Below are 19,749 nucleotides of genomic sequence, written 5' to 3' on the forward strand. Positions count from 1 at the left end.
AGCGATCGCTTTAAACAGCTTGAGTATACTGTTCGCCACCTTCGCTTGACTAAATTGAGCATTCAATTCTGCATAGAGTAGTATAATTGTACCACTTATTGATTAAATAGAAAAAATTTTGCCAAAAATTAAGCCTTGACGTGAACTGGAAAAACACCCAAGGCGATCAACCTGGCTGGAAGGTCACGCAAGATGGGTAAGCGTAAAAACGCAGGTGGTACAAAGGTACGATTTGAGGTGAGAACCGGGGCTAATAACCGCTTTTGGATAAAAGTTTGAAACGCCTGAATGATGCGTGTGGGCAACTCGCGTTGACGTTGTACTTTTGCTAAGTCGCTAAGTTGTACTTGTTGGTTCTTGAGCGGTTTGCTGAGTACATTGGCCGCGACTACAGCATCTTGAATCGCGTAATTAATCCCAACTCCACCCACCGGGGACATTATATGAGCCGCATCACCGATGAGTAACAGTCCCGGACGATACCAGCGTTTGACACGGCTGGACTCCACTGAGAGAAAAGCTATTTGTGACCAATCATGTAAATTTTGGATGCGTTGCTGGAATTCTGGCACCACTTCGGTAACAGATTTTTTTAATTCCTCCAAACCTGCAGCCCTTAGTTGTTGATAGCCTCCTTTAGGAATAACATAGGCAACTTGCCACTCATCACCACGGTCAAGCATAGCGATAATGTGACCTTGACCAAAGCGCCCCATTCCCCCTTCAGGGTCTTCTGGCTGACACGGTAGGCGAAACCAGAGGACATCCATTGGCGGTGAGGTTTCGATTGATTCAAACTCACCCAGGTGGCGTAAACGTGAGTGGCGACCGTCTGCACCAACTGTCAGTATTGCCCGAATTTCATGCCAACCACCGCCTCCTCGATAGCGGACACCTTGAATCACATCATTTTCAGTAATCAATTCCTGCACATTCGCACCCATTACCAGATGGAAACTAGGATATTTTTGGGCTTCTTGGGTGATGAACTCCAGGAATTTTACCTGGGGAAGCATTGTAATGTAAGGATAATGGGTTTTCAGATGACTAAAATCTGCGAATGTGACAGTATCTTGAGGGGTTTGAATACTAATTTGGCGAATTTTGGTATGGGGAAGTCCTAGCAAGCGATCGCTAAGTCCCAATTCCTCCATAATTTCCATCACCGACGGATGAATCGTATCGCCACGAAAATCGCGATCGAAGTCTTTGTGTGCTTCCAGCAACATCACAGAAATGCCTTGACGCGCTAACAACAGCGCCAATACTGCTCCTGCTGGCCCCCCACCCACAATGCAACAATTTGTGGTTTGTACGTCTACAATGTCATGGACAAGGTTATTGCTTGGGTCTTGGGAAAGATTTTTAGGTACATCGGTAGTCATAACAACACCTCCTAACAGCCCTAAAATTTAGAATAGTTTGCTTTTTATGCTAAAAGCTGTTTTTTTAACTTTTCGTATTTACCCTGAACGTGTATTATTATGAGCGCTAAAGTGTCATTAGTGATTAGTCATTTTTCCAATGCCCCATGACCGATGCTCCATGCCCAGTGATAATAATTAACAGTTGTGTCCCAAGTTATTTTAGAAAACGTTTATAAAAGTTTTTCCTCACGTAAAGGGGAAAGTGTTACCTCACAAACCCAATCTCCTCTCACACTTGCAGAAAAAACTGATGTAGCGCCACGTGCGGAAAGTGTCAATGTCTTGCGACGGATTAACCTGACGATCGCAGATGGCGAATTTATGGTGCTGGTAGGCCCTTCTGGTTGTGGTAAAAGCACTCTGCTGCGGTTAATTGCTGGGTTAGAAGTGATGACTGGCGGTAATATCTGGGTAGGCGATCACTTGATCAATGACCTACCACCCAAGGAACGCGACATTGCAATGGTGTTTCAAAATTATGCCCTCTATCCCCACATGACGGTGTATGATAACATCGCCTTTGGGTTACGCCGCACGGGAAGCAGGGGAGCAGAGGAGTATACTTCTCTACGAGAGGCTGCGCCAACGACTGCGCTCAGTAACCAGAGGAGCAGAGGAGAAAATACTCCTTATTTTCGCACATGGGCGGAAAATCTTTTTGTGGGGGCGACCAGAAAGTTACCTAAAGGATTGCGCTACATTTCTGACAAAGAACGGGCGGTGAATGAGCAGGTGCGTAGTGTTGCCCAACTGTTACAAATCGAAACATTGCTAAATCGCTTGCCTAAACAGCTATCTGGGGGACAAAGACAACGAGTTGCACTGGGACGAGCGATCGCGCGTGACCCCCAAGTATTCTTAATGGATGAGCCGCTTTCTAACTTAGATGCCAAACTGCGGGCGGAAACCCGCGCCCAAATTGTCAAATTGCAGCGCCAACTGGGGACAACGACGATTTACGTCACCCACGATCAAACAGAAGCGATGACAATGGGCGATCGCATTGCGATTATGTCTGAGGGTAAAATTCAGCAAGTTGCTTCTCCCTTAGAACTTTACAACCGCCCTGCCAATCTTTTTGTTGCAGAGTTCATTGGTTCACCACCGATGAATTTTATTTCTGTGGAATTTCATGCTCCGCAATTGATTACTCATTCCCAGTTTCGCTTCACCCTGCCAGAAGTTTGGGGAAAGGCTTTACAAAAATATGATGGGAAAACTCTAATTTTAGGTATTCGCCCAGAACACTTAAACTTGAGTATGCCTGCAACCAAAAATCTACCAGTGCAAGTAGATTTGGTAGAGAATCTCGGCAACGATTCCTTTCTTGCTGTTAAGATTGCCGAACCAGGATCTAAACCTGCTACTACAGCCAATTACCTACAAGTGCGAATACCACCAGACCGATTTATACAAGTTGGTGAGCAACTTTGGTTATCTCTAACTCTAGAGAAAATTCACTTTTTTGACCCAGAAACTGAGTTAGCAATATTTCCCTAGAAATTAATCTCCAATTTTAATTTCTATACAGGAGCATAGCCTTCATTACCCTCAAGTAGTGGATGTTCTGAACCCAGAATATCAATTAGAGTTTTTCTCACTTCTTTGTACTTCTCCTCCGTCCAGTTATCTTCCCTCATTTTCTTGAGAGACTCTGGAGAACTGCCAGCACTAAAGCGAGAACGAGTGGGTTTAAAAAACTGTGTGACGTACTCAGCAGCATTTAAATCAGCTATGCGCCGACCAAACGTTTTAGGATCTTTAATTGGTAGCATAGGGCTAATTGAGATACCAATATGAACACCAGCATCTACAAGTTTTTGAGCAGCTTTAAGACGTACCTCAATTGCAGGGCAGTGAGGCTCATAACGAGAGCGAATATCTTCAGAATCAGTAGTAATAGTAAAGTTGATGCGGATGTGTTTGAACTTCTGAAATAAATCAATGTCTCGTAAAGCAATTGGGCTACGTGTCTGAATAGTAATACGAGGCTGAACTTCCACAAGTTCTTCAAGAATTCTTCTAGTTAAACCTATTTTATGTTCTATAGGCTGATATGGATCGGTGACGCTAGACATATAGATTGTGTCACCTTCCTCAAGTCGCCTTTGTACTGATCTTGCACGACGCGCACGGCGCAGCAAGTCAACAGCGTTTTCTTTAACTTTCACCCAATCACCCCAGGTGTTTTGCTGGTCAAAAGTTGGAGCAAAAAAACGTGCGTAGCAATAATCACAAGCAAAACTACACCCACTATATTGATTTAGAGTAAACTTATACAAGCCAATAAAGCCACCTGGAGTGTTTAGTAGACTCTTACTGTTGACATACTCAACTTTAGTAGCACCCGTATTTAAGGGTTGTAAGTCATTTATACTTAGACGTTCTGCTTCGCTTAAAGAAGATTCAGTTAAATTACCATCAGTATTAATGCTGTAATCTTGCAAAGAAAACAACGAAAGTTGTTCTCCATCTCCAGTTGATTGCTTTTTCATAAGCTCGTTTTATCCAATTCTTACGAAATTTAATTAATTATATGCAACAACACCTCTTAAACTGGATCTCTAAACAGCAAAATCATCTAGATGAATTTATTGCTAAAACGGCTGATGATTATTTAGAAAAAGATAAAAATAGTCGCAGCAATTTTATTTTTGATATACAAGAAGCAAATCAAGAACAAGTTGCTTTATGCAAGGGAAAAGATTTATGTTATGACAGACCATCTGTAGGTTTTGCTTACTCTTTATGGTATCACGGGCGGAGAGTAAATACCTTCCTGAACTATCTCGTAAAAGTTTTTTCTGAAACTACAGAGGAACAGATTGAAATTTTTGATTTAGGAGCAGGAACTGGGGCTATACAGTGGGCAGTGGGCGTGATTTATGCCGGAATGAAATCATTAAACATTCTCACTCCGAAATTGAAGATTATCAATATAGATAATAGTCCATTTATGCTTCAGTATCATCAACTACTTTGGGAGCAGTTTGTAAGTCACTATAGCGAATGCTCAGATATTAATTGGGAATATAAAATTAATTCTTGGAATAATTCTGAAACTTCTGATAATAAAACATCTTGGATATGTGCAAGTTATTTATTTGACAGCACTGAAAATAAAGAGGCTATTGCCAATGATTTTATTGAATTAATTCAGATGTATGATCCAAAGACCCTCATTTTGCTAACATCAAATCAGCCATGCAAGAGAAAATATTTAGAAGATATCTCAGCCAAAATTAAAAATTGTGGATACAAAGTTGAGGAAAATCACTTAAAAAGTAATTTGTTTGATGGTGTAATGACTGCTGTTAGCCAGCGTAGAGAGCAATATAGAAGAGAGCTTGATATTCATGGATTAACTGGCCAATCTCAGTGGAATGATCATAGTTTTACAGGAAAGGTTTTTAAAAGAGAGATTACACAGCAAATAACGCTGATTGATATACTTGATAATAGACAAAGTATTCAAAGTATAGATATATATAGTCCACCAACCAAGGAACGAAGAGAAATTGAGTTAAGTGATGCTCAAAAAAAGGCAGCTAGACACTCTGACAGACCAACTATAATAACTGGTTCTGCTGGAAGTGGTAAAAGTATTGTAATTACTGAGAGAATAAAAAACTTAGTAGAACAAAATCAATACAATCCCGAATTGAGGATACTTTTAACTACATTTAATAAGGAGTTGATAGGACAGCTAGGCGATTGGTTACAAGAAATTCTTGATTCTAATAGGTGTAAAAGAATAGTTGATAGCTGTAATCAAGGGGAACCTCAAGAGACAAGCAAATTTGAGTTTTTACCCCTCAATCTCCCAAATATTCAATTAATGCACTTTGATGTACTTCCTACTCGATTAGGAGAAATATCAGGAAAAAACCCTTATAAAGACTTTGAAACAAAGATGATGAGTAATATTATCAGTGAAGTTAAAAATACTGATAATACCCTGAAAGAAGGAGATGAAGATGTACTAAAACCAGATTTCCTCCTAGATGAATTTCATAGAATATTTTACGGACTTGACTATAGAACAAAAGAAATTTATCTCGGCGGTATCAGGAAAGGTCGAGGTGTAAAACCGCGCTTAAGGAAATACGATAGGAGAAGAGAAATAGTTTGGAATTGTTTAGAACACTATTACAATATTTTAGAATTACACAATATCCATGAATTTACAAGAATCAGACTTAAGTTTTTAGATCAATTAAAAGCAAACCAAAAAAAAGGAGGATTTACACATATATTTGTTGATGAATTTCAAGATTGTACAGAAGCCGACTTTGAAATTTTTTATCATTTGCTACAGAACCCAGATAATTTAGTAATTGCTGGAGATTTCGCTCAGGCTGTACACCTCGGACTAGCTGCCTTTATTCCTAAACAAGCTGATATGTCAAGGCGAGAAATCTTTCGTTTAGAGAGTTCATATAGGCTACCTTACAGAATTAGCGAATGTATTAGAGAACTATCAAAGCGAATCATATACAAGCATAGAAATAACCAGACAAATATATCTCCAAATGAAATTACACCATACAAAGGTTCTCCTCCTGGAGCTAGACCAATTGTAGTATTTGCAACTACTGTGGATGCAATTAGCAAAAAAATTAAGGAGATATTTGAAACTTACAGAGAAGCTTATGGCTTGAATAAAATTACTATCTTAGAAAAAGATCCAAAACTTTGTTATGCTCTGAGGAAACTGAAAATTGATTCTGAGACTGACACAATTTTGAGAATAAAAGGTTTAGAAAAGGAATGTGTTTTATGGTCTGTTAGGACGAGGATTGATCATGACAATGAAGCAGAAGAGATTGTTTATACAATTTTAACTCGCACATCAAGTATATTGATTATTGCTCTTTCAGAAGAAATTACCAATGTTTACAAAGAAATAATTGGGACATTTGATAAAGATAGATTAATCTTTTGGGATCAAGAAACAAAAAATCGATATTCTGAATTTTGGAAGAAACAGAGTTAGAAGATATTAACAATATATCTGATGAATGATGATTTACTTGAAATAGTTAAGTCTTAGTGAGTTGACAGCAAAAAATATTTGAGAGTGCGATCTTACTTACACCCCCAACTTTCACAAGTGGGATCGCACTTTTGTATCTTACTAATTTGTAGAAGTGCTAAAAGATAGTGCAGATGCTTCCAGTAGATGCGGATGGTGGCATTGCCAAAAACTCAAAATCTCTTCGCCAACCTGTTGAGGATAGAAGTAGTGAAAAAAATGATACCCTTGTGGGCATTCCCAGAGTTTATCTTCTGGCTTCAACCAATTTAACCAGTCATGCAATGCAGGTGGATTGACTACAGGATCGCTCTTGCTACCACATACCATCATTGGCATAGAAACTCCACCCTTGGGTAAATAAACCAACTTAAATAAAGAGTGTGATGATGGAGATTGTTCTAAATCTTTATCTAAAGCAGCTACTAACTTTTTAGTAGTATGAGGCGGTTGATTTCCAAAAAGACTGCGAACGCTGCTTGCTAAAACTAACTCACGGCTGATGCTAAAAAGTTGTCGTTGAAAGTAATAGTGAGCCTGCCAATTGTTTGCAGGTTGAGCTGCTACAGCCAGCAGAGTGAGCGATCGCACTTTTTGAGGAAATCGCCGCGCAAAGGTTAAGGCGATCGCACCACCCATACCATGTCCTGCTAAATGCACGGGGCGATCGCGCCATTCTAAAAACTCATACAGCAAATCCACAGCTTGATCTATGCAACTGGCTTCATCTTTAGTTTGCTGGTATTCCCACTGAGCGACATTTATATAACTAGATAAATGTTCAAGTAATGGTTTATCAAAACGCTGCAAAACAGGGCTGGCACTTAACCATAAAATATCAAATGAATCAGACATAAATACCTATAACTTCTAAATTATCAATTTCAATAAAGGCGCACAGCTAGCCGTGCGCCCCAAATCTCTACAAACCAAATTCTGTCTTCAACTGAGCAACCCAAGTTTTAATTCGCTCGTCTGTTAGATCAGATTGACTACCTTCATCAAGTGCCAATCCGACAAACTTGCCATTTTTCAAAGCTCTAGAATTCTCAAAGTCATATCCCTCAGTTGGCCAGTAACCAACAGTTTTACCGCCTCGTTGGGAAATTTTTTCTTCCAGAATTCCAATTGCATCCTGGAAGTTATCGGCATAGCCATATTGGTCTCCATCACCAAAATAGGCAACCAGCTTACCACTAAAATCTATTTCATCCAGATCGGAGAAAAAGCCTTCCCAATCGCTCTGAAGTTGACCAATATCCCAAGTTGGAGAGCCAATAATCAGCAAGTCATACTCATCAAAAGTGCTAGTATCCGCCTCGTAAATGGGATGTAATGTTACAACATCACCACCAAACTCATCCCGAATTTTTTCAGCATCAGATTCAGTGTTGCCAGTTTGAGTGCCGTAAAACAAACCAATTTTTTTTGACATATTGACACCTGATAAATAAATAGTTGTGTACTCTGCTGAAAAGTCGCCCTGAGAGGTTGGTTAATCTGCCCATCAAGGCATCGACTCCAGTGTTTGAACAGCCACGCAAGTCAAAAGCGTTATCTTTTCAGAAAGTTTGCAAATAGCTGAAATACATGGCCCGCTTAATGAGCATTAGTCTCAATAACTCTGAAGACATACTACCAGAGTTATTGAGAGTCTTTTTCATTTCTTTAAGTAAACTTTTGTTAAGTATTTCAGAAAACAAACTGAAAACTAGACAAGGAAGCAAGAATTCTCGTACCTTAATTGGTCAAAAACCTTGCACTTACTCGAATAGGAGTAGTGAGATGAACGCCTGAACAAAAAGCATTTCTCAGTTACTGGAGTTTAGATTGAAAGCGATACAAGACTTGATCTTGGAAGAGTTATGTGATATGTTCCTTTGGCTGATTTAAATACGGTAACTTTGTAGAGTTACCGTATTTTTATATTAAGAGTGAATAACGCACTCTGCAAGAAAATAGTTTAAATCAAACGGAAATTGCCCCTTATGCCAAAAGACTGGTTTGAATGGCACGATCTCTACAATAGTGAACCAAGATTGCAGCAGCGACTGCAAATTGTTCGGGAATATATTTCTCATAGCTTGGATGGATCTTTACCGGGAATCATTCGTGTAGTCAGTGTTTGCGCGGGTGATGGGAGGGATTTATTGGGAACGCTATCAAAGCACTCCCGTGCAAAAGATGTGTACACACGACTTGTTGAACAAGACCCGAAGTTAGTTGAACGTGGAAAACTAGCTATAGAATCAGCTGGTTTGGCAAAGCAAATTGAGTTTGTTAATGGCGATGCAACAAATTCCTCCTACTATGTAAAAGCAGTCCCAGCAGATATTGTGATTGTGTGTGGTATATTCGGTAATCTAGCTGACGAAACTGAACTGAATCGATTACTTCGGAACCTAAGTTTATTAACTAAAAAAGGTTCCTTGATAATTTGGACTCGTGGCGACATTAAGGGTATTCGCCATTCTGATACTGTCCGCAAACTTTTGCGTGAAGCTGAATTTGAAGAAGTTAGTTTCAAACTCACTCCTACAGGAGATATGGCAGTAGGACTTCATCGTTATCTCGGTGAAGGTTCAGCTTTACCAGAGAATCAACAGTTATTCGTGTTTTCCGGCACCCCAGATAGAGGAACACAGGCAGTTTTTCAAACCTCTGGAGAATGAATCAGACTCTTTTCTAGAAGAATTTGCTGACAGCAGTTTTCAGCTATTTAATCAAGAAAATTGATTGATAAATAGTGCGATCGCTGCTAAAAATATCGATAACCCTTGTAGAGACGCGATAAATCGCGTCTTGAAAGATTAAGTACCTTACGATATCCTCACAAAACATCCCTGATGATTACTGATTTCAAAAATCACTTCGGTAAAGGAAGCTAGAGGGAGTAAGTTTTTTGTGCATTTATGAAATTAATCCAAATACTAAAACTAGCTGTAATTCCGGTTTTGACTGTATTTAGCTTTGTGTCTACATCAAATACAGCACTAGCTGACTATTTAAATAGTCAGGGGTCAGGAGGTCATTCCCGTTACGAATTATGGTCTACTGATGATAATAGTCATTACTATTTGAAAATCTGGTCATCTGAAGCAAGTCCAAACAGTGAAGCATACTACACAAGTGGAGCATTCACCTCTACTAGGGAAGCTTTAATTTATTTTGATTGCAATTACGCTGAGAAAAATTTATCAGAATGCTCTCAATGAGGATTTAGAACCCCCTCAACATAATTCGTAATTCGTAATTGAATTATTTAATTACGAATTACGAATTACGTTAGCGTAGCGGTAGCGAGTCCGCGAGCGTCATTACGAATTAAACTTCGGCTGGTTGATATTCTTGTTGTCTTTCCACAAACGACTGAACACGGGTGCGGTAGTTTCTCACAGTCTCATCTACCCATTCGCGATCGTTGCTATTTGCATACAAATGCACCAGTGGTTCGCTGGCATCTGGTAAAACTAACAACCAACTGTCATCGTAGGGTTGACAAATTTTCACTCCATCAATTAATTCTAAATTTTGCGCTGGGTGAGTTTCCACCAAGTAACGCATCAAAGCACCCTTGGCTGTCCACGGGCAACGGACTGTATAAGTTTTGTGAATTACACGAGGCAATTCTGACCGCGCAGCAGCAAGCGATCGCTCTTGTATAGTCAACATCTCAATTATCTTCGCAATGCAGAACATGGCATCAAATCCAGGATGCAGTTGCGGGAAAATAAAACCAGTCTCTCCACTACCTCCTAATACCACATTTGGGTTTTTCTGGCAAGCTTCCATTAAAGCTGTAGGGTTGGCTTTAGTGCGAATCACTCTGCCATCATGGCGACGGGCGACTTGTTCAATAGCACTGGAAGCATGAACTGGTACAACTACCGTTCCTCTAGGGTTAGCGGTTAATATCATGTCTACCATCAGTGCTGTTAACATTTCCCCACGAATTGGGTAGCCTGATTCATCAACTAAAATTAGCTGTTCTCCATTAGCTGATACTTGCACACCAAAGTTAGCTTTCAATGCCTCCACTACATGACCTAACTGAGTCAGCAGTCCTTCGCGGTCAGCTACAGACATCGCTGTTTTAGTGACACTGGCATTCAGCACCACTGCATCAGCACCAAATTTATCCAACATTTGGGGTAAAACTGCCCCTGATACCGCATAAACATAATCAATCACCACTTTTGCGCGACTGTTGCGGAGTGTATGAACATGCAATAGTTTCTCAAAAGCAGTACAGTAGCGATCCATGACTTGGCTGGGATAAGATACATCGCCAATTTCATGAATTAGCGCCCGCCGCATATCCTCCTTAAAGTAAGCCCCTTCAATTTTCTTTTCCAAGGCTTTGGAGATATTAATGCCCTTTGCATCCATGAATTCAATCAGAATGTAGTCAGGGCGGTCGGGATGTACCCGGACGTGGATACCACCAGCTACCGACATTGTGGGTATAACCGTGCGGGCGATGGGGATAGCTGTGGCATCGAGGTTTTGAATGTCAACAGCTACTGACATTAAACCAGCAATCAGCGATCGCGTCACCATCCGAGAGACATTACGCTGGTCACGGGAAACCGTTACCTTAGAACCAGGTTTTAAGGTAGAACCGTAAGCAGCTCCCAATTTCACAGCAAATTCTGGGGTGATGTCGATATTAGCTAATCCTTGGACACCACGTTGACCAAATAAATTCCGTTGGGCTGTGTTTCCCCAAATCAAGTTAATGTTTAAAACTGCCCCTGACTCAATCTTTTTACTGGGCCAAACACGCACACCAGGGCTAATTTGGGCTTCTTCTCCCACCGTAGAAAGCGAACCCACAACAGCAGCTTCTAATACTTGGGCACGGCGGTCTACACGAGTGCCACGGGAAATTACACAGGCAGAAAGAGCTGCTTCATCGCCAATGAATGCCCCATTCCAGACTATGGGACGTTTGAGATTAGCATCAGCGCCAATAGTGACATTATCCCCAATTACGGTTCCTGCCTCAATTTGTACTCTTGCCCCGATACGGCAATTGTCACCAATCACTACTGGGGTTTCAATCACAGCCGTCTGGTCGATGTAAGTATTTTGGCCTACCCATAACTCATGAGAAACTTCTTTATAAGCAAAATCTAGTTGGACTTTCCGATCTAACGCGTCATACTGAGCCTCACGATAGGCATCTAAGTGACCGACATCACACCAATAACCTTGAGCAATGTAACCATACATTGGCTCATCTTTTGCTAGTAGTAAGGGGAATAAGTCTTTAGAGAAGTCAGATTCAATGTTTGCTGGCAGATATTCCAAAACTTCTGGTTCGAGAATGTAAGTACCAGTGTTGACGGTATCAGAAAAAATTTCACTACTAGAGGGTTTTTCTAAAAATCGCCGAATCCGTGTCTCCTCATCGGTAATCACCACTCCAAATTCAATTGGGTTGGGAACTCTGGTTAAAATCAAAGTAGCTTTTGACTTCTTTTGTTTGTGATATGCGATCGCTGCCGTCAGGTCAAAATCTGTTATGCTATCCCCGCTAATGACTAAAAAAGTTTCATCAAGAAGTTCGGCAATGTTTTTCACACAGCCAGCTGTACCCAAAGGCTGATCTTCTTCAACGGCATAAGTCATCTGGACACCAAAATCGCTGCCATCTTGAAAGTAGTCTCGCAAGACATCAGGTAAATAATGCAATGTTGCAATAACTTCTGTAATTTGATGTCGTTTGAGGAGATTGATAATATGTTCGGCAATTGGCCGATTCAGAATCGGTACCATCGGTTTCGGCAGATCGCAAGTTAACGGGCGAAGCCGCGTTCCCGAACCCCCTGCCATCAGTACTGCACGCATAAATCCTCCTTAACTAGTTACAGCTTTCGCTGCTTGAAAACGTGTCAGATATATTTTGTTCTTCTTTCTCTAGTCTGCTATGGATATCGATATTTGAGGAACTTCCACAAGATGCATATAGATTGGGCATTGGGGATTGGGCATTGGGCATTGGAAGCTTTGAGGTTCCGAGGTGGATGAATCAACCCCCTTGTCCCCTTGTCACCTTGTCCCCTCATCCCCCATTCCCCAGCTTATTGGCAATGATAAAGTTCATATTCGTAGCCGTCTACGGTTGGCAAAGATTGAGTATCAGACATAACACATGTTTTCACGGTTTCTGCTACGGGTGCGTGAAAGTTTACTAGCCACAAGTCAAAAGGTCGTGGTAGTTTTTTTAAAGTATTTTCCAGAGCAATGGTGGAAGCATTCGGATCTTGGTTTTGATGAGCAAGGAGAAACAGAGGATTTTGGAGTGAATTTGCAAGTTTAATCTCCCTCGCAACTCCCATCATTTCCCCAGTGTGTACATAAGTTTTGTGGGTGGTGGCAATCAGTACTGGTGTTGGGGATGTTTGTTGAATTAGTTGCACAAACAGGTCAGGGCGATAATATTTTTGATAGCCGAGATTGCAGATGACTGTAACTGTACTGAAAAATCCCATTAACCAAATTAACATTACAGCTTTTTTCCCGTTTATTCCCCATTTACCTATGCTTGTTATCCGATTTTTCCCTGGCTCTGTTTCCATCCATTCCTGGGGAGGATGCCAACAAACTGCGAGACTTGCACCTAGTAAAACAACGATCGCGGGAAAGTAAACAAAGTTATATCTAGCACCCCTGGTGAGGTCAATACCCAAAAAGTACGTAAATATAAAGAATAAAGCGATCGCACTGATAACTACTCCAGTAAGCACCTGAATCATCATCCGGCTTTCTGAGTGCTGTAGTTGAATCTTTATCCCACGCAGCAAAATTGGTACTGCCCAAATAAAGAAAGTCAGCATCACCACTCCAGAAGGAATCACAACCAAAGCTTGAGAAGATTCAACTGGTAATAGGGAAATCATTGCAATCAATGTTCCTAAAGCTTGAAAAATTGGGCTTAACCAATCTAGTCCAACGCGCGAACCTCGAATCCACTCGGTCAAAGCACCACGATTTTCATTCTCTAACAAGGTTGGTATCCAAATTAAACCCGCCACACAAGTACCTATAGCAACGGCATAGATGCGCCGCCAGGGAGGAGAAAAGAAAAGAGAAAATTTGCTGCTAGTTTGCAATTGAAGCCAAGCAAGAAAAATCAAAACTACGACTTCGGTGCAAAGGGTGAGGGTGAAAAAATAATGAGTAGCAATACCTAAAGCATTAATTTCTATCCAGAAAAGTGCTATCCATATAGGTAAAGGTGTGCGGTTTTGAATATGACGTGTGGCAATTACTAAGCAGGTGAGAGAACCAATTACCCATAAGATTGCCAAAGTGTAATGACGCGCTTCTTGTGCTAAAAATACGCCATAAGGTGATACTGCCATCATCGCAGCAGTCAATTGTCCCACTAATGACGAACGAAACGCTACTTTACCTAATACGTAAACACACGGAATGGAGGCGGCACCGATTATCGCTGGTAGCAATCGCGCCGCAAACAGCGATACTAATCCTCCATCGCTGGGAAATAATTTCATCCACAGGTAAGCCAGCACAAAATACAGTGGTGGATGACTATCTTGTGTAGCTAAGTTATGAATAATATCACCAATACTAGCTGCTGGGTTTGGTTGCAGTGGTTGTAATAGGATATCAGGTGCGATCGCTTGATCTAGGGGAACTGATAAAAAAGTATTCCCCAAACTAAACACCAAGGTGGCAAACTCATCAGTCCAAGGAGGCTTTGCAGTCAAGTTGACTAGGCGCAAGCTGATGCCGACGATCAACCACATTAAGATCAGCAAGAGATGAACCCAAGAAGGAGGAAGGCGAGTCTGCCAATTATGCCAATGCTTGCGTTGTAAACGAGAGTTTTTATCTGCCAGAGGCAGGAAATGGGTGGCAGATGCAGGTAGCAACGAGATAATTTGTTTGTAAAAATAAAATGCACCTTGGAAAATAACTCTCATTGCCGAGCCTCACACTCATGGATTTGTAGATTTGACGTTTGAGATTTAAGTTCGTTCTAAAATCTAAAAACAAAAATCTAAATCTCAAATCCCTCGTTGTGATTATTTCACGTCTGTGACGCGCCAGCTAAGTTTCAAATTAATCCAGAAATTCCAGATGGTAGCAACTGCGATCGCTATCAACTTAGCTAAATACTGATTTATTTCCAAGACATTATAGAGAAAATTAATTATTAGAGCTTGTAATATAACTCCTGCCAAACAGACCGCACTGAACTTCAAGAATCGCTTGAAACGTTGATGCAGAGCACGTTGTCCCTGAGAAACATCACTAAAAGTCCATAAATCATTCCATAGGAAATTATTTATGATTGCCACTCCGGCCGAAAGAATCGTACTGCGAGTTAAACCTAAATGAATTACAGTACGCAGCAAGTGAAACACTGTTAAATCCACAAATACCCCACTAAAGCCAACCAACCCAAAGCGGAGGAATCGACCGACGGGGAAATTGACTTTTCTACTCAATCGTCCTACTCCTCCTGTGGTAAGCCGCAATCGCACTAAGTGGTGGATGTAATCTATATATTGCTTCCATGTCACCTTACTCTCGCCCTCTTTGCGTTCGCAAAATACATACCCAACCTCGGCAACTTGGTCTACTTTTCCTCGGCCAATTACTTCTAGGAGAATTTTATATCCGACTGGATTGAGTGTTGCACCTGCGATCGCACTCCGGCGCACCATAAAATAACCACTCATCGGGTCAGAAACTCTGCCTAGTACCCCCGGTAAGATTACCAAGCCTAACAATTGAGCGCCACGAGACAAGAAACGCCTAACAACACTCCAGCTACTAACACCGCCTCCTTCTACATGACGGCTAGCTACTGCCAAATCTGCCCCCTGCTCAATATTACGCAACAGTTGTATTAGTATCTCTGGTGGATGCTGTAAATCTCCATCAATCACCCCCAACACACTCCCCCTAGCTGCTTGCCACCCACGAATCACTGCTGAGGACAGCCCCCGTTCCTGTTGGCGTCGCATCACCCGCAACTGGGGGTATTCTGTCGTCAAAGATTGCGCTATCTCCCAGGTTCGGTCTGGGCTATCATCATCTACCACTATTAGTTCATAGTTTCCTGCAATAGATTCATCCAGTAATTGACTCAATATGCTGACTACATTCCTGATGTTGTCACGCTCTTTATAAGTAGGAATTACTAGAGAAAGATGAATAAATTCATTACCTGTACAGGGGTTGGGGGGCAACTCGGAAATCTTTAGTGGACCAGTTGATACTGTTAACAACGATTTGGATGAGTTTGTTTTCATATTCCAAATTGCAAAACGAGGGTGTGTAAAGTCCGTGGAAAATAGAATCAAACATCTGCTGACTTTATTGACTGAACTTAGTTACTCAAAACTTGAGGAATACTTTTATTACAGTTAGCTGCCCTGAAAGTTTAGTAATTTACGCACTTTGATTCCCAGTATTTTGCTAAATTCATCTAAATTTTACATCTTACCCCTTTTTTTTATGATATTATACGAAAAATTACGTATTTTTTAGCGAAACATCCTGTACTTTTAAGTAAACTAAGTCAGCAAATATACAGTTTATTAAGCATATCTTTATGATTTTTTAATCAAACTATGAGGAATATTAATTTAATATGGAGTATCGGAAATTTTGGTAGTGTGCTTATACATTATTGTTGTTACAGCAAGGTAAGAATAAAGTGGAAATGCTGATTACATAAGCTTGTCACACCCGTAAAAACTTATTTGTTGATGCAATAAATATTAAATTAATTAAACACTACAAAACAAAAAAAAATCAAAATAATTTTTTGAGAAATAGTTATAGCTATTTCTTAAATGTAAAAGCGGCTATAAATTCCTGTTCGATTTTTGAAAAAGTGAACTATTCCATAAGTAAGAGGTAGTTAAGGTTTCCTTATCACCTGTTTTTAAAAGTAATTTTATGAACAAAATGAGACTGGATATGTACAGTGCCATTTTGCCAGATTTGTCAACGTTTACCAATCTAAAAAATGAAGCTTAACAAAAATTAATATGTTACTAAATAAGTATACTATTTAGTAGGCACTGTATTATAAATATGTCAAAAGTAACATTATAAAATCCCCCAATAGGGCATTGCAAAAAAAAGAAAAATTTTGTTTGTTATTAAAATGATGGCGTAGTTTTATTGCTTGTTTTGAGTAAATGAACCTCTAAAAATACAGGGTAGATCATGCATATTCCTGATGGATTTGTTTCTATTCCGGTAGCAGGAGCTACTGGTTTAGCGAGTGCGGCAGCACTGTTTGTTGCCTTCGGGCGATCGCAAGAAGCTTTTGGTATTCGTCGTGCGCCCATACTGGGACTAACCACCGCCTTTATTTTTGCTGCCCAGATGATCAATTTTCCAGTAGCAGGAGGTACTAGTGGTCACTTGTTAGGGGGAACCTTAGCTGCGATCGTTTTGGGCAGTCCTTGGGCAGGAACGTTGTGTCTCGCCACAGTTTTAATTATTCAAGCCGTGCTATTTGCTGATGGTGGCATTACAGCCTTGGGAGCAAACATTTTTAACATGGCAGTAGTTGGGGTTTGGGTTGGCTGGGTTTTAACCGAAACCTTGCAACGGCTGTTTGGGGGGTCTAAAGGGCGCTTACCCTTGGCTGCTGGGATTGCAGCTGGTGTGAGTGTAGTGCTAGCTGCTGTGGTTTGTGCCATTGAATTAGCCCTCTCAGGAACTGCACCAGTAGCGATAGTTTTACCAGCTATGACTGGTGTGCATATTTTGATTGGCATTGGCGAAGGAATGATTACCGGGGGTGTGCTGACTTATCTAGCCAGAGCCAGACCAGATTTGTTACCAGGCGAACAGCACGAGTTTCGCGGCTGGTCAGTGCCCATTGTCACCATTTTTTTGATTGCGGGAGTGCTGTCACTGTTTGCCTCAGCATGGCCCGATGGTTTGGAGAAAGTTGCTGAAAATACTGGCTTCCTCAATTTAGCAAGTCAAGTACGGATAATTGTGCCAACTCCCTTAGCTGACTATGGAATTGAGGGTTTGGGGCCAATTGGCACTAGTATCGCTGGACTTGTGGGAGCTGCGGTTTGCTTTGCTGTTGCCTTTGGAATTGCCAAGGTAGTAAAACCGAAGAATGCTTAAACTTTCCTTACCGCTACGCTTACAACTGTCTCTAGTGATTGTGGTGGGAGCAGCTTTATTAAAGCATCATGCCTGGTATGGACTAAGTGTATATGGCGCGATCGCACTTTTATGGGCTTGCTTCTTGCGCGTACCAATTCGCCAATTGGGAGGATTACTCGGCACAGAATTGATTTTTTTGTCATTGCTAGCATTGCCCTTGGGATGGGAACGAGCCAGTTTTTTGCTAGTTCGTTCGCTGGTTTGTCTGGTGACGATGAATAGTTTTTTGTTAACCTTACCGCCCCACAGTTTCGGCATTGCCCTCAAAAGCTTACCTGTACCAGCACCTTTAAAGGAAAACTTGTTATTAGCTGGGCAATATATGGAAATTTTGCTCTCAGAAGTAACACAAATGCGGCGCAGCGCCCAACTACGCGGTCTGAATGGAACTACGGGATGGTTGCGCTATGCCAGTGCTGCCATGATTGGAGCTTTGTATCTCCGTAGTCTAGATCGGGCAGAGCGAGTCTATGCGGCAATGGTAGCTCGTGGTTACAACGGACAATTACCTATAGATTCTACCCTCAGACCAAAAGAACGTTTTGCCCTATTACTAGCTTGGGCGATCGCTGCTAGCGTAACCCTAACTTCTTACAAAACTTAACCTACTCCCAACTTCCTTACACAGTTCATCACGACTACTTAAATATTGAGTTTGTAAATTTTGAAATCATTAACTTCTAATCCCCAATTATCAACCAATAAGCCCCATGCAGCTATAGTCGAGGTTGAGAACCTGGTGTATGCATATTCCCACCAGGAGCCAGTATTACAGGAAATATCTTTTACCTTGAACAAAGGCGATCGCGTGGCATTGATGGGAGCAACAGGTTCTGGAAAAAGTACCTTGTTGGAGAACTTAATCGGCTTAAAACAACCGCAAACAGGGAAAATTAACATTAATGGCATCCCTGTAGAACCGCAAACCTTACCCCAAGTACGTCGTCAAATTGGCTTTAGTTTTCAAGATGCCAACGACCAACTATTTATGCCCACCATCTTGGAAGATATTACCTTTGGGCCACGTAACTATGGGATCAAAGCAGCAGAAGCTAGCGATCGCGCCCGACAGTTATTAGCTGATTTTGGTCTAGAAGCCTACGCCAATCGTTCCGCCCACGAACTTTCTGGTGGACAAAGACGCCTAGCCGCCTTAGCCTCGATTTTAGCCCTAGAACCAACAATTCTAATTTTGGATGAGCCAACTAACGGTCTCGATCCAGCATGGCGGCGTCATTTGGCGCAAGTATTATTAAAGTTACCCGTGCAGGTAATCTTAATTGCCTCCCATGATCTAAATTGGTTAGGCAGAGTCACTCAACGCGCTTTGGTACTGTCTGGTAGTCGTATTCAAATAGACAGCGATATTCAACCACTGTTACAAGATGGTGCTACTTTAGACCAGTTGGGTTTGCCGATAGATTGGTGAGTTGGGCATGGGCATGGGGAAGCAGGGGAAGCAGGGGAAGAAAAACTATTGACCAATGTCCAATCCTTAATGCCTTCTTTATTAGTAATATTGGATACTATATTGTGGGTTTGATTGCTGTTGGGGTGTTAATGTCTGTTTTACATAAATATACTGTTCTTGCTCCTGTTAGCCTAAGCATTGCTTTGTTCATTACTGGTTGCACTGACAATAAAGTTTCTCAGTGCCAACGACTGATTCGAGTTGTGAATGCTGGAACTTCTCTAATTGATAAAAATAAAGGAACGCAAGTAATAACTAGCATACAGCTATCTAAAGATTTAGACTTTGTGACTAAATCTATTGGAGAACTGAAGCTAAAAGATCCGAAGCTGAAAGAATTTCAAAGCGGTTTTGTGAAGATTTTTCAAAATCTTAGTCAAGCGATCGCTAAAGCAGGTAAAGCACTTGGTGCAACCAAGACAGCAGAAGCTTCCGAATCTGGGAGAGAAAAAATTCAAAAGGCGAGAGCCGAAATTGATTCAGCACTGACAACAGCTACAGATATTGGCAAACAGTCAGATACGTTAGTGAATCAGATGAATAAGTATTGTAGCGAGCCAGAATAATCTATCTGGGGTATTGGGCATTGGGGAGCCAGTGCGTTGGGTGGGAAATGCCCGACTTGTTCGCGT

General features: G+C 41.2%; 15 protein-coding genes. 8 read left to right on the plus strand and 7 right to left on the minus strand.

Annotated elements, in window-relative coordinates:
- Positions 1-128: 128 nt before the first annotated feature.
- The gene (locus tag V7K60_RS22520; RefSeq protein ID WP_334928504.1) at positions 129-1,385 is read right to left on the minus strand and encodes an FAD-dependent oxidoreductase; all 1,257 of its coding nucleotides are present in this window, start codon (positions 1,383-1,385) and stop codon (positions 129-131) included.
- 186 nt (positions 1,386-1,571) lie between these two features.
- Between V7K60_RS22520 and V7K60_RS22525 the strand changes: the two genes are divergently transcribed.
- Positions 1,572-2,927, plus strand: a complete 1,356-nt coding sequence (locus V7K60_RS22525) for an ABC transporter ATP-binding protein (protein ID WP_334928506.1) — start codon at positions 1,572-1,574, stop codon at positions 2,925-2,927.
- A gap of 23 nt (positions 2,928-2,950) precedes the next feature.
- Here the strand turns inward: V7K60_RS22525 and V7K60_RS22530 are convergent, their stop codons facing one another.
- Complete coding sequence (locus V7K60_RS22530; RefSeq protein ID WP_334928508.1) at positions 2,951-3,922, minus strand: SPL family radical SAM protein; 972 nt, start codon at positions 3,920-3,922, stop codon at positions 2,951-2,953.
- Positions 3,923-3,963: 41 nt separating this feature from the next.
- Here V7K60_RS22530 and V7K60_RS22535 point away from each other — a divergent pair, with 41 nt between their 5' ends.
- The gene (locus tag V7K60_RS22535; protein ID WP_334928510.1) at positions 3,964-6,423 is read left to right on the plus strand and encodes a UvrD-helicase domain-containing protein; all 2,460 of its coding nucleotides are present in this window, start codon (positions 3,964-3,966) and stop codon (positions 6,421-6,423) included.
- Between the two features lie 141 nt (positions 6,424-6,564).
- On the opposite strand, the gene V7K60_RS22540 is transcribed toward V7K60_RS22535, so the two are convergent.
- Complete coding sequence (locus tag V7K60_RS22540) at positions 6,565-7,317, minus strand: alpha/beta fold hydrolase (RefSeq protein ID WP_334928512.1); 753 nt, start codon at positions 7,315-7,317, stop codon at positions 6,565-6,567.
- Positions 7,318-7,384: 67 nt separating this feature from the next.
- On the minus strand, positions 7,385-7,897 hold the full coding sequence (fldA, locus tag V7K60_RS22545) for a flavodoxin FldA (RefSeq protein ID WP_334928514.1): 513 nt from the start codon (positions 7,895-7,897) through the stop codon (positions 7,385-7,387).
- 553 nt (positions 7,898-8,450) lie between these two features.
- Between fldA and V7K60_RS22550 the strand changes: the two genes are divergently transcribed.
- Entirely contained in the window at positions 8,451-9,134 is a 684-nt protein-coding gene (locus V7K60_RS22550) for a class I SAM-dependent methyltransferase family protein (protein WP_334928515.1), read from the plus strand.
- 240 nt (positions 9,135-9,374) lie between these two features.
- Positions 9,375-9,677, plus strand: coding sequence for a hypothetical protein (locus V7K60_RS22555; protein ID WP_334928517.1), 303 nt, complete (start codon positions 9,375-9,377; stop codon positions 9,675-9,677).
- 109 nt (positions 9,678-9,786) lie between these two features.
- Here V7K60_RS22555 and V7K60_RS22560 read toward each other — a convergent pair whose 3' ends face one another.
- From V7K60_RS22560 to V7K60_RS22570, 3 genes are all read right to left on the minus strand, one after another.
- Positions 9,787-12,315 carry a mannose-1-phosphate guanyltransferase gene (locus V7K60_RS22560; protein WP_334928519.1) on the minus strand — a complete coding sequence of 843 codons (2,529 nt, stop codon included), beginning with the start codon at positions 12,313-12,315 and terminating at the stop codon, positions 9,787-9,789.
- 233 nt (positions 12,316-12,548) lie between these two features.
- On the minus strand, positions 12,549-14,417 hold the full coding sequence (locus V7K60_RS22565) for a glycosyltransferase family 39 protein (protein ID WP_334928521.1): 1,869 nt from the start codon (positions 14,415-14,417) through the stop codon (positions 12,549-12,551).
- Between the two features lie 102 nt (positions 14,418-14,519).
- Entirely contained in the window at positions 14,520-15,755 is a 1,236-nt protein-coding gene (locus V7K60_RS22570) for a glycosyltransferase family 2 protein (RefSeq protein ID WP_334928523.1), read from the minus strand.
- Between the two features lie 925 nt (positions 15,756-16,680).
- On the opposite strand from V7K60_RS22570, the gene V7K60_RS22575 reads away from it, so the two are divergent.
- The 4 genes from V7K60_RS22575 to V7K60_RS22590 all read left to right on the plus strand — a co-directional run bounded on the left by V7K60_RS22575 (position 16,681) and on the right by V7K60_RS22590 (position 19,683).
- Positions 16,681-17,604, plus strand: a complete 924-nt coding sequence (locus V7K60_RS22575; RefSeq protein ID WP_334928525.1) for an energy-coupling factor ABC transporter permease — start codon at positions 16,681-16,683, stop codon at positions 17,602-17,604.
- A complete protein-coding gene (locus tag V7K60_RS22580) occupies positions 17,597-18,250 on the plus strand; it encodes an energy-coupling factor transporter transmembrane component T family protein (RefSeq protein ID WP_334928526.1) in 654 nt (217 codons plus the stop codon). Before V7K60_RS22575 ends, V7K60_RS22580 begins: the two co-directional genes overlap by 8 nt.
- 60 nt (positions 18,251-18,310) lie before the next feature.
- Complete coding sequence (locus tag V7K60_RS22585; RefSeq protein WP_334928528.1) at positions 18,311-19,075, plus strand: energy-coupling factor ABC transporter ATP-binding protein; 765 nt, start codon at positions 18,311-18,313, stop codon at positions 19,073-19,075.
- Positions 19,076-19,206: 131 nt separating this feature from the next.
- Positions 19,207-19,683, plus strand: coding sequence for a hypothetical protein (locus V7K60_RS22590; RefSeq protein ID WP_334929384.1), 477 nt, complete (start codon positions 19,207-19,209; stop codon positions 19,681-19,683).
- The last annotated feature ends 66 nt before the right edge of the window (positions 19,684-19,749 follow it).

This window comes from Nostoc sp., from assembly GCF_036917555.1.
In the GTDB taxonomy this organism is placed as follows: Bacteria; Cyanobacteriota; Cyanobacteriia; order Cyanobacteriales; family Nostocaceae; genus Nostoc.